The sequence below is a fragment of the Bradyrhizobium barranii subsp. apii genome (genome assembly GCF_011516635.5).
GTDB lineage: Bacteria > Pseudomonadota > Alphaproteobacteria > Rhizobiales > Xanthobacteraceae > Bradyrhizobium > Bradyrhizobium barranii.
Window position 1 is genome coordinate 750,873 of sequence record NZ_CP096255.1, and the last position, 11,908, is coordinate 762,780.

Consider the following 11,908-nt stretch of genomic DNA (forward strand, 5'->3'; position numbering starts at 1 on the left):
TCCTCTGGAATGGACGCTACCTGACGGCTCTCATGAAATGAAAACCATGCTCCCTGGCGGCCACTTGGCCGTCCGGCCTGTCGACGCCACATCCGCAATTGCTCGCCGCTGGGTCGCACGGAAGGGCTACGCCACGGCGCGTGTGTTCTGGCAGTAAGCGAGACGGCTCGTTAGTTTTGTGCAACAGGCGCAACTAGATCGACGAGACCATCAAAACGCGCATCATTATAAGCTAGAGTACGACGCAACTTGATTGGATCGGGCGAATACGATCTGCTGGTGAGAAGCATAACCTGCCACTGATGCAAAAACTTTGGCAGGTCACTCGGCGGCACTAGGCGAACGGCTTCAGGCGTGCGCGTTTCATTGATGCGTCCAGTTTTGGGATCCCGAGCTGTTGTGGTCTTCACCCCTGTGTAGGTACCGATAGCCTTGGACCAATGCTCCATTTCGTCGGGTTGGGCTGCCGATAGATTGAAAAGGTTGACGACCTCAGCCGTACCGATGAAGGTCTCAGCGCCCGCGGCGCCGTACGTTTCGATTATTTGGTGCCTAGACTGCCAAAAGGTCCAAAGTGAGATGCCGTAACCAGGCAATTCGCCCGTTCCTTTCAAAACCGCATCGTATCGTCCGAGCACGAAGGCCTCATCAATGAAAACGATGATGCGCTCACTGGGCTTTTGTTTACGGACGGAGGCGAACAGGTCGCTGAGCAACCAGCGAATATACGGCGCCAGAATTTGCTTCCGTTCGTCTGCTGGCAATACGATAAAGAGGTCGACTTCTCCGCTTCTCAAGTCCGATAATTCGAACGTGTGGTTTTGAACCGCAATCTGCAAGCGCTCGTCCCGTAGCCATTGAGTCGCTTGCTCTGCTGTCGAGACAATACTCGCTCGACCTTTCTCCTCCATCGTCAGAATATTGCGTGCAGCAACCGAACTTTGATCGGTGCGCTTCTCAATCGCGGAGAGGAAAGCCGTTTGATCCAGGAGCAGCTGCGCGGCACTGACTGGATCCGCTCTATTATTACGAATGGTAGCGGCGATTGAAGCAACAATAAGGTCGACGGCACGGTCTCGGAAGTACGAATTATCGTCGTTTTCGACGCTGGTAGATGCCAATAGCGCACGTGCCATAGCTTGCAAATAAATTACATCCTTGGGATCCCTATTTACCAATGGGTTCCAGCGATCGCCGCCATCGGCCAAACCCAGTGGATCAATGCATCGAACTGTCTTGCCAATCGCTTCTCGACGACGTCGCGTAGCGCGAAATGCGTCACCTTTCGGATCAATCACCACGGCGGGACCGGCCCATGCACCGGGATCCGAGAATAGCAGGTTAGGAATAATGAATCCGTTGGTCTTGCCAGTACGCGGCGGCGCAATTGTCAAAAGATTGCCTTCGACTCGAACACGAATTGGACGGCCTGACTCAGGATCCTTTCCCAGCTCCAGTCCCTCATCCAATCGAGCGCGTTCACCCTTGGAGGCCCAGCGCGCGCTGCCGTACATATTGGTGGAATCTCGCAGCGGGATCATCGAGCCGCCGAGGATGATCAATGAACCAAAGAAAATCGCTGCCGTTCCGAGCGTCACCATTTCGACAAAGCCGCCATCGGCAAAAGCATCGGATTGTCCCAAACACATATCGCGATATGTGCTGAAGATAAGGGGAAAATCGATGTAGTGGTGACCGAGTTCGATAGTCCACGCTCGCAGCCACATGGACGGTGACAACGGCACATTGCCGGGCCACGCGTTAGAATTCCAACCGTGTTCGGCTATGAATGCCGCCGGATAGACTAATACGAAGAACGCGGCGATAAGAGCGAGTACCAGAAAGATGCGAACGAAGCGATGAGGATCGGTCATCGCTAATTACTAGCTCACAAGCCTTAACGATCGCTAGTAGTCAGAGAAGCGCGACTAGTCTTGCTCTTTCCGAGACGCTCCAATGTTAGACTTTTGCGAGCGACATTTACGTCATCCAAACAAAAGTCGATTACGTGAACCCCAAAGGGGACATTCATATGCGGCTGTACGGCAGGCTCTTTAAGAGAAACAACCCAGGAGGGGTTAACAATCTCGTCACTGAATTCTTTGATGGTTCCGCCGAACGGAAGACCGAACTTGCTCGGGCTACCTTAGCAATAACGATCTGCTTGCACGAAGCTGGTCACGCGCTGATGGCTGAACTTCATCATTTGGATATCGAGTGGATCAATTTACCAAGACTTGATGCTCTTCTTTCGTGCCCGCGGCCGACGGAAATCAAGGACAAATCATTCAAGCCTGCCGTGTCTATTCCGCCGGCTGGATCGCGACTAGCGGTGCCTTACCTGCTAGGCGGCCTCTTCGGGGAACTAAATGCCTATGATGATGACGCGTTGGCCAACCCTACGATCCCACAAGTCTCTACGTATGGATGCATCGGGGATTTTGATGAACTTTGGAACCGAGTGGCCAATGACTGCAACGCAACAAACGAACACCGGTCCATCGCGGCCAACTTACGTCGCGCGATATTTGCATCGCGAGATGGAGCTGAACGCAATGTCTTTCTAGAACACTTTGATTTTCAGCCCCTGCCCGAATTTAGGCAGTTTAGACAACACCGCGCCCGCCACCGCAGTATTGCCGAGCAACTCTATCAAAGATGGAAAGCATCGCACTTCGAGCGCTATAATGAACTGTCACCTTCGTTCGGCGCCTATCGCTACTAATTAGCTGAACTGGACTATACGACAGAACATCTTCCCAAACTTTTCGATCGCAATAAGAACCGCCGAACAGGTTCAGAATGTGTGCACTTGTACTTCAATCTTTCATTGATCGAGCGCACTCGGTAGACAGACCACTGCAATGTTCGATCTACATCGAGTTGAAGGCAGTATTGGTAAACTTGTGCGACAGCGCACCCGAAAAGTTGCTTTCGAAGCAAACCAGGAAAAACGTTGCGAAATTGCTTGATGCAGCAATTTCCGGAAAATACCCGAGTCTCTCGAGCTTCAAACAGTTCGCGGGCCTATTCCAAGCGGTGTGTATGCGGAATCTTGTGACAGCCGATCAATTCGAACAATCAGCGCTCGCGTTTTTGAACACAGTGGTCGCGCTTTTTCCTACCTACGAGCGCCGCCACTTCATTGAAACGGTAGAGGCGTGTATGGAGGAGCTAGACGGCGGACAACGGCGAATTTCATTGGCGAGGCTGTTGTACGAAACCTGCCATCACCGCGATCTTGGCGACCTAAGCCCCGCCGCACAAGGCGCCGCCGCATCGTTCCTCAGGCCGGCGATTGAGATGGAACTGCGAGAGGCGGCGCCACACGAGGTGGATAATCGGTCCTTGCGTCTGGCGGACGCTCAGCCCCGAAAACCGCCGCCTTCCGGACTTGTGGAAACACGCGGCGAACTTGCACAACTTGCAGGTACGCTTTCCTGGTCGAGCCTGGGCTTGAGCGATCGCTCGAAGACGACATGCACTGTAGTTGTTGAGCTGCTGGAATTGCTGTTTGATGAAGGGGCAGGAGTTGGCGCGCAGATCGACTCATTGAATGGTCGTGAAAATCTCTTTGCAGATGAGCCAAGCCCACCCACTCACTTTTATGACGGCGATTTTTGATTCTTTGATTCTTTGATTCTACCTGATCGTTGCAATATCGAGCAGTACCTGATCGCCCGTAATCCTCCCGCTCCTATCGCGGTTGAGGAGTTGCCGCCATCACTTGACGTTCAGGCGCATGAAAAAAATCCAGAAGTCGCTGAAGCAGGCGGAGGCGAAAACCGCCAGGCCGTGCGGGAAGTCTTATGGCTGCTAGAAACGGTGTCCACGGTGCCAGTTCTCAGAGCATGCGATCAATTGCTGCTTGGTCTCGTCGGTAAGGGCCGGGTCGATCGTGAACGAGGCGGCGTTGACGATGTCGGAAAAGTGGGCGGCCGCGTCGCCGGTGACCAGCGCCGGCGCGTCGATGCGCATGTGGTCCGGGTGCTGGTTGTCAAGGTCCTGCTGTTGCTGGGCCTTGAGGCTGTCGAAGAACTTGAGCACGGTTTCGATGAACTTAGGGTCATCGAAGATGTCCGGCTCGGTGTAGCCGAGCGCCTTGGCAATCACCCGCCGCGAAGTCACGTTGATGGGCTGGCCAGCCTCGAAGCGCTGCACCGTCCTGATGTTGACGGATGCGTTGGCGGCCAATCCCTCCTACGACAAATGCTGCGCTTCACGGACACAGCGGGTCCAAAAGCCGCGCATCTTGGGATCAAGCCGGCAGCGGATCAATCGGCGGGCACGGGTGTCGTGAGGTTCTCCCGTTGGTTATCGGCCCGGCCATCGCGGCCAGTCGGGCTGAACCGCCAAGCAAACCGCAAGCGAGAAGGCAATCGACACATCTCTCCACTGCCGATAAGCCGTTGATGACATTAAATAAAGCAGGAAGACCGATTGATATTGCAGTCTAGGACGGCTACGTCATACTCCAGCTTGCAACAAGAGGACGATTCAACCTTGTCAACGAGCACCTTCGTCAGCCCTCCCCGGCGAACCAGTACGCGTGCTGTCGGGCGACAGTAATCTCCATGCAGGGTTTCGCGCCGATCGTTCTTTCTACCGCAACCACTGTTGTGGCCGCACATCAGGTGACCAATGGGCCGCCCATTGCGGCGATCGCGCGGATACGGCTGTATTCCGCCGAGGAGTGGGAGGCCTTCACCAATGAATGGGCACACTATTTCTTCCAAGGCAAAACGGTCGTGAGGTTCACCGGCGCGGGTGACAAAGGCGTCGACATCGCCGTTTTCGACCCCGGTCAGGATTTCACGGGCGTTTGGGATGGTTATCAGTGCAAGCACTACGACGATCCGCTGCGGCCCTCCGATATCTACGTCGAAGTCGGCAAAGTGCTGTGGTTCTCATTTAGCGATGAGTATTCCACCCCCCGCAGCCACACTTTCATTGCACCGTGCGGAATCGGCACCAAGCTGAATAACCTTCTGATGAATCCTGACAAGCTCAGGCAGGAGCTGATGGCCAATTGGGATAAGCACTGTCGCACCGAAATCACGAACGCCCAGGAAATCCCCTTGCAGGGTGCTTTCCTCGACTACGTGAAAGCCTTCGACTTCGCGATCTTCAAGGGCAAGCAACCGTTGGCGCTGATCGATGAGCACAGGGCATCACCCTATCACGCGACACGATTTGGCGGCGGTCTTCCAGCACGCCCCGTGACCTCGAGCCCGCCAGCGGCCATTGCCGCACATGAAACCAAATATGTCGAGCAGCTTTACCTCGCATATGGGGATCACCTCAAGAAACCCGTTGCATCGATCGCTGACCTCGGCAAGCCCGCCCTGCGGGAACATTTTTCGCGACAGCGCGAGGCATTCTATCAGGCGGAAGCGCTCCGGGTGTTCGTTCGCGACAAGGTCGAGCCTGGAACGTTTGAAAGGCTCCAGGACGAAATCTGCGCGGGTGTGGTCGACACCAACGATGACGACCATCCGGACGGCTATAAGCGCGTGGTCGCGGTCACAAAAGCGGCGCAGGAGATGTCCATTACGGCAAATCCTATTGCACCGATCGCGCAAACGCAGGATCGACACGGCATTTGTCATCAACTCGCTAACGACGACAGACTGAAATGGACGCGATAGAGCCACCTCGGCGGCAGGTCACGTTCAACGGCCCGCTAGAAGCCGGCATCCGCGCCGTGGCTCTCCTAGGCGCCGCCTACCCGAAGGCGTTCGATCTGCAACGCCTGACGGCGCTCGACTATTTGCTCGTCAGAACCAAAACGATTGAGGGTGGCCCCGAAAGCCTGCATCCGCCGACACCATTACGCTCGCCTGACGCCGAGGTAAGACGGCGCATCGTTCACCAAGGACTGGTGCTGATGATATCGCGGGACCTTGTTGAACAGGAAGCCCGGGAAGCTGGCTTGATGTACGTGGCCGGCGAAAGCGCGGCGGCGTTTCTCGATGCTCTGCGGTCGCCGTACCTTTTGAAGGTCAAAGACCGGGCAAATTGGTTGATCGGGCATTTCAGCGGTTACACTGATGCTGAATTCAACGCGATCATACGCCGCTACTTCGAGGACTGGATCATTGAATTTCAGGAATTCGAGCGGAGCATCGGCGTCGCATGACCCAATATGTCCGCCTGCAGATCCAACACGTGAGCTTTCTCGGTCCCGACAAGCCGGCGGCCACCGTTCACTTTAAGCCTGGGTTCAATGTGCTTTACGGCGCCTCCGACACCGGCAAGTCATTTATTCTCGACACCATTGACTACATGCTCGGTGGCAAAGGTCCGCTGCGGGACTTCCCGGAGCGCGAGGGTTACGACCGCATTCTCCTCGGTATGCAGACGAGCTCGGGCGAATTCTTCACTCTGCAGCGAAGCACGGCAGGCGGTGGTTTTCTGAAGGCCGACGGCTTACACGAAACGACATTTCCCAAAGAGGGCGTGACCGAGCTCCGCGAGCAGCATGACGAGCGCAAGGACGATAACCTGTCGCGGTTTTTCCTGGGCAAGATCGGCCTTCTCAATAGGCGCGTGAAGCGCAACAAGCACAACGAAACGAATAGTCTCAGCTTCAGAAATCTCGCGCGCCTCGCGATCGTGGACGAAGAGGAAATCATTCAGAAGCGCTCGCCCCTGTCTGATGGCAACCTTGTAGCGGACACGCCGAATACCGCGACGTTTAAGCTGCTTTTGACTGGCGCTGACGACTCCGCTCTCGTCGCCGTGCGAAGCTCACCTCAAGAGCATTCCAGAGCAGGTCAGATCGAGCTTTTGGGCCAACTGATTGCCGAGAACCAAAACAAGATCAGGCAGCTGTCAGGGCCACCGAGGCAACTTGAAGAGCAGGATGAGAGGCTGGAAGAGACCTTGCGCAGCCGCATGGAGGTCCTGGCGGCACACGAAAGTCTGTATAAAGACGCGGCCTCGCGTCGTCGGGATGCACGCCAGAAGCTGGAACAAGCTAACGAACGCCTTGCAGAGGTTAGCGTCCTACTCGACCGTTTTGATTTGCTCGGCAAACACTACCAATCCGATGTTGAGCGGTTGGAAGGCATTCGCGAAGGCGGCACGCTGTTCTCAGCGTTGTCTGGCGGCATTTGTCCGCTCTGTGGCGCTCAGCCCGCACATCAGCATCGTTCTGAGGACTGCGAAGGCAACGCCGAACAGGTGGTGATGGCAGCAGAGGCTGAACTCGGCAAAATCGCGGCCTTGCAGCAAGACCTCGCGCAAACGGTACGCCAGCTGACGACGGAGACGCGAAGCCTTCAGAACCGCATTCCGAAGCTCGAAGCGGACGTATTTGCGGTCAATACGCAAATCCAGGAAGATTTGGCACCGAAGCTAAGGGCCGCGCGCACGAGCTACGCTGAGTTGGCCGATAAGCGCGCGGAAGTGCGAGAAGCGCTGGGCCTGTTTCAGAGCCTGAAAGATCTGGAAGACCGTCGTACCAAGTTGGAACTGGAAGAAGCTGAGGAGTCTGGCGGGAACACGCCTGATGCCGGCCTGCCGGCCAGCAGCCTCGACAAGTTTGCGACGATTGTTCAGGAGATCCTCAAAACTTGGCACTTCCCCAACGCCGACCGGGTCCACTTTGATCAAAAGGCCCGTGACCTCGTCATAGGGGGCAAGAACCGGACATCGTTTGGCAAAGGCCTCAGGGCGATCACGCAGTCCGCGTTCACGATCGGGCTCCTGCAATATTGTATCGAGCAAGAGACACCCCACACTGGCTTTGCTTTGTTGGATTCCCCGCTGCTGTCATACAAAGCGCCTGACGGCGAAGATGATGATATGCGCCACACCGACCTTAAGGCACAGTTCTACGAGTACCTGAAAAAGATCGGTGTCGACCGCCAGGTCATCATCATCGAGAACACTGATCCGCCAGACGACGTGCGGATACTGCCCAACGCACAAAAATTTACTGGCAATCCCGATGAAGAAGGCCGTGCCGGCCTATTTCCGATCGCCAAAGCGGCGGCGGCGACCTGACATCATCGTACATGCACGTCGTGACCATGTGCCTTTGTGGCGAGCCGTTGTAGCACAGCTTACGCTGCACCGTAACGCCCCAACTGGGGTGGCCTTTCATTATTAGTCAGCGTTAGTGAGGGGGCATTTTTCGATAAGCATTCATAGCTAAAAGGTCCGAGTGCCCCCAGCGGCCTGCGAATCACAGGAATGAGAAGTTAGCCCGTGAACGGAAAATCGGCTGGCGTAACGGAAACGGAACGGATGCTTGCTGATTTCTGCGAGAGGTCCTTCCTCAAGCTGTGGAGCTATCCTAACCCCTTCAAGGACGATGGGCACGAGTTATGTGACCTGCTTGCCGTCTTCGATAACCACGTCTTCATCTTCTTCGACCGCGAGAACGAACTACCGGAAGGGCCCGACAAGGACCCGAAGGTCGTATGGGACCGATGGAAGCGCAACGTCATCGACCGCCAGGTGAAAACGGCACACGGCGCGGAGCGCTACATCCGCAGCGGTAGGCCGATCTTTATGGATGCCAAGAGGACGGCACCCTTCCCAATCCAGATAGATGCGGGAAAGGCGGTCATTCACAAGATCATTGTTGCGCACGGGGCCAAAGAGGCATGCGAACGCGCGTCGCCAGACAACGTCTATGGCAGTCTCGCCATCGCCTATACGGAAACCGATGGCGGCCCAACCCAGCCGTTCCATATCGAAATCGACAGGCGCAACCCGGTCCATATCCTGGACAGCCACAACATGCCTATCGTGCTGGGTGAGCTTGATACGGTCAGTGACCTTTCGACGTATCTCGACGAAAAGGTGCGGGCCGCTTCAGCTTTCGACCATCTGACCTATTGCGGAGAGGAAGACCTCCTCGGCCACTACCTCCTGAACTACGACGAGGTCAACAAACGCCATGTTATCGGGCCGAAGAATGAGAATGAGGCCGTTAACGGCATCATGATCGGCGAAGGCGAATGGCACGACTTCATTCAAACTGATCTCTACAAGAACACGAAGAGGGTGGATCGCGTCTCTTACTTCTGGGACGAGCTGATCCAGCGCACGTGCCAGAACAGCCTGGACGGGACGCTCGGCGGGAACTCCAACATTTTCCGCGGCGAGAGCGCCATCTATGAGATGGTGAAGGAGCCGCGTTTCATGCGCCGCGGCCTTGCTGAAAAGATGCTGACGGCAGCTCAGCGCTTCCCTGACACCGGCCAGTTCGCCCGGCAGGTCACGTTGCTGCCGTCATACCAGCCAAATGTCGCTTACGTCTTACTGCAACTGCGCGCCCCTGATGCGTACCGCGCTGAGCCAGGCTACCGCGAGAAGCGGACGGGCCTGCTTGAGATCGCATGTGGAGCGGCCAAGAACAAATTCCCCAACCTCGTAAAGGTGATCGGAATCGGCATCGACGCGCCAAAGTTCTCGGGCGGCAAGAATGCGGAGGATTTCATCCTCATGCCCTGTGATACCTGGACCGAAGATATGAGGAGCTACTACGAGGAACAGAACAAGCATTGGAATGTTTTCGGCACTCCAAACCTGCGCCAGCATAATGACCGGGTGAACCAGTTCGTACCGCCTCCGCGCCCCAGCAAACCACCAACGTCAGGCAAGATCGGCCGCAATGACCGATGCCCGTGCGGTAGCGGGCTGAAGTACAAGAGATGCTGCCTAAAGCGATAGAAACGCAATTGTGGACAGCGCCGTCGCTAAGGCTGGCAAACTGAAACTCAAGTCGCACCGCGCTCGATGAGTTTCAGGCTAGAAGCCACGTAGTTGATAAGTGAAATCGCTTTCAGGCTGTTGATTTTCGTGCCGTAGTCGACTGATTCACCGTGCAAAACCATGTGTCGGTTTAGTGCGGTCCAACCATCTGCGCGTTCTGACTCGGAGGCATTGATGGGAAGCTTTTCACCGAGTGGGCTCAACACCACACTCAGGAATGTGTCGCTGGCCATTTCATCGGCATAGACCGCTATACCAGGCTTGCCTTTATACCGCTTGTCCCTCTCCCTGCCCCTTGGCCCCATGAACAGATATTGGCCTGCTTCATCTCTGCAAATTCCGTCAGTCTGGGCGAGGAGCACCGGGATCGAGAGGTCAAACTGACCCGCCTTGTGTGCTGCGAATGCGGAGGTAAGCACCTTCGCACGCCTCGGATGGGCTTCTACCAAGAATCGCTCGATCTGATCCACCCGGGCCTCGAAGTACGTTACAAGCGCATTCTCTGCATGCTCAATGTCTCCATTCTTGAGCGCCCTGCCAAGATCCAAGGGGGCGGCAAGGCTCATCTCCAAGTCCATGTACCAGCCGTTCTCTCCGAGGAGTAAAAGCGCGTTCCTGTAAGCGGGAGGAGCCTTTTCCGCCACCTCTTTCAACTGTGCGAGAAACGGCGCGATGTGGCGCGAGAAGGCGTTAATCTGCTCCCGCAGTTCGAACGCCCTAGGCATTAGCGCCTCAGCAAAGGCTCTGTAGCCTTCGCTAAACTGTTTAACCACCCTAACCCATTCCGACTGCATTTTTTGCAGCGCCTCGCGGTGTTCGCTACTCAGCACCAAGTTCGCTGCGATCGACAGTTGTGCGCTTGTGTTTTCTTTTTCGTCTTCTGGCTTAATGCTTTCGCTCATCCTTGCCCCTTGTGAGTGATCCAGTGTGTCTGCAACGGTCAGGCGCGCCGACTTTTGCGACATGCTCCCCGCGCGCCGCAAACTTCAAAAACACTGCGTCCGTGGCCTGGCCGAGCTCGATCGACGCCAAGTTGCGATTCAGGAGTCGCTGACGCACTATGACGGAGTTTTGGCGCGGATCAAAGTATGACAAACATTGTGAAATGGGCCACGATCAAGGAGCATTTCTCTCAAGGGCTGGTCATCGGCAATGGGGCCAGCATCGCGTTGAGCGACAGCTTTAAATACCCCTCCCTCTACCAGGCCGCCCAAGACGCCAAATTCCTCGCTGAGGATACGCAAGGGGTCTTTTCCTCCTTCAAGTCCCAGGATTTCGAGCTAGTGCTCAGGCGGCTCTGGCAAGCCACCCTTGTGAATCAGGCCTTAAACATCGACAATGAGCGCGTTCAGTCAGCCTATGTCGAGGTGCGCAAGTCGCTCATTTCAACAGTTCACGCAATCCATCCGGCCTACGACCAGGTCAAGCAGCATTTCTCTGCAATGGGGACCTTCTTAAAAGGGTTCCATACGGTCGCGTCGGTGAATTACGATTTGACGCTCTATTGGGCTGCGATGTGGAGCAACGAGAATGGGCTCGGCTCGTGGTTCAAGGACGCATTCGACAGAGCGACCTTTCGTGAAGACTGGCAAACGCTCAAGGAGCCCTACAAGGCCGATGGTGCAACGCTCTTCTTCTATCCGCATGGCAATTTGTGTCTCGGGACCCAGGCCGAGGGTAGCGAGATAAAAATCGCAGCCGGCGGCGAGAATCTGCTCCAGACGATTACCGAGCAGTGGGAGCAAGGGGCTGTGACGCCGTTGTTTGTAAGCGAGGGGACAACCGAACAAAAGCTGACCGCGATCCGCCGATCGAACTACTTATCGCGCGTCCATATCGAGGTGCTCGGGTCGCTCGGCGATGCCGTCGCCTTTTACGGACTAGGGTTCTGGTCGCAAGATGAGCATCTAATCCAGCGCGCCACGAAGAACGCGAAGAGCGTAGCAGTGAGCGTTCATAAGGCCGATCAGTCGTTCATAGAAAGAGCATCAAAAGCGCTTGAGAGCGCAGGCGTGAAGAAAATCACGTTCTTTGACGCCGAAAGCCCCGGCGCCTGGATTCATACCTAACGGAGCCGCGTGCTGCGCAGAATCGAGGATTTCAATGGGAGTGCTGTCGAATAATGGCTCCCATCGGCGCCATCGGGACTCCTTCAAGCCATTGACTCCGCTCAATGGGC

General features: G+C 55.8%; 10 protein-coding genes. 7 read left to right on the forward strand and 3 right to left on the reverse strand.

Features of this window, described 5'->3' with window-relative positions; all coding sequences use genetic code 11:
• Nucleotides 1-170: 170 nt before the first annotated feature.
• On the reverse strand, nucleotides 171-1,874 hold the full coding sequence (locus HAP41_RS03560) for a type IV secretory system conjugative DNA transfer family protein (RefSeq protein WP_166055520.1): 1,704 nt from the start codon (nucleotides 1,872-1,874) through the stop codon (nucleotides 171-173).
• Between the two features lie 158 nt (nucleotides 1,875-2,032).
• Between HAP41_RS03560 and HAP41_RS03565 the strand changes: the two genes are divergently transcribed.
• Nucleotides 2,033-2,725, forward strand: a complete 693-nt coding sequence (locus HAP41_RS03565) for a hypothetical protein (protein WP_166055417.1) — start codon at nucleotides 2,033-2,035, stop codon at nucleotides 2,723-2,725.
• A 158-nt stretch (nucleotides 2,726-2,883) separates the two neighbouring features.
• Entirely contained in the window at nucleotides 2,884-3,624 is a 741-nt protein-coding gene (locus tag HAP41_RS03570) for a hypothetical protein (RefSeq protein WP_166055323.1), read from the forward strand.
• A 192-nt stretch (nucleotides 3,625-3,816) separates the two neighbouring features.
• On the opposite strand, the gene HAP41_RS03575 is transcribed toward HAP41_RS03570, so the two are convergent.
• Nucleotides 3,817-4,194 carry a hypothetical protein gene (locus HAP41_RS03575; RefSeq protein ID WP_166055217.1) on the reverse strand — a complete coding sequence of 126 codons (378 nt, stop codon included), beginning with the start codon at nucleotides 4,192-4,194 and terminating at the stop codon, nucleotides 3,817-3,819.
• A gap of 380 nt (nucleotides 4,195-4,574) precedes the next feature.
• Between HAP41_RS03575 and HAP41_RS03580 the strand changes: the two genes are divergently transcribed.
• The 4 genes from HAP41_RS03580 (at nucleotide 4,575) to HAP41_RS03595 (ending at nucleotide 9,687) form a co-directional block, all read left to right on the forward strand.
• Nucleotides 4,575-5,648, forward strand: a complete 1,074-nt coding sequence (locus HAP41_RS03580; RefSeq protein ID WP_166055079.1) for an ABC-three component system protein — start codon at nucleotides 4,575-4,577, stop codon at nucleotides 5,646-5,648.
• A complete protein-coding gene (locus tag HAP41_RS03585; protein WP_166054956.1) occupies nucleotides 5,636-6,139 on the forward strand; it encodes an ABC-three component system middle component 2 in 504 nt (167 codons plus the stop codon). Before HAP41_RS03580 ends, HAP41_RS03585 begins: the two co-directional genes overlap by 13 nt.
• On the forward strand, nucleotides 6,136-8,010 hold the full coding sequence (locus HAP41_RS03590; RefSeq protein ID WP_166054923.1) for an AAA family ATPase: 1,875 nt from the start codon (nucleotides 6,136-6,138) through the stop codon (nucleotides 8,008-8,010). Before HAP41_RS03585 ends, HAP41_RS03590 begins: the two co-directional genes overlap by 4 nt.
• Nucleotides 8,011-8,214: 204 nt before the next feature.
• Complete coding sequence (locus HAP41_RS03595; RefSeq protein WP_224580525.1) at nucleotides 8,215-9,687, forward strand: YecA family protein; 1,473 nt, start codon at nucleotides 8,215-8,217, stop codon at nucleotides 9,685-9,687.
• A 47-nt stretch (nucleotides 9,688-9,734) separates the two neighbouring features.
• On the opposite strand, the gene HAP41_RS03600 is transcribed toward HAP41_RS03595, so the two are convergent.
• Nucleotides 9,735-10,694 carry a hypothetical protein gene (locus tag HAP41_RS03600; protein ID WP_166054843.1) on the reverse strand — a complete coding sequence of 320 codons (960 nt, stop codon included), beginning with the start codon at nucleotides 10,692-10,694 and terminating at the stop codon, nucleotides 9,735-9,737.
• A gap of 123 nt (nucleotides 10,695-10,817) precedes the next feature.
• Between HAP41_RS03600 and HAP41_RS03605 the strand changes: the two genes are divergently transcribed.
• Nucleotides 10,818-11,798: a DUF4917 family protein gene (locus HAP41_RS03605; RefSeq protein WP_166054761.1), complete on the forward strand. Its 981-nt coding sequence runs from the start codon at nucleotides 10,818-10,820 to the stop codon at nucleotides 11,796-11,798.
• Nucleotides 11,799-11,908: the final 110 nt, after the last annotated feature.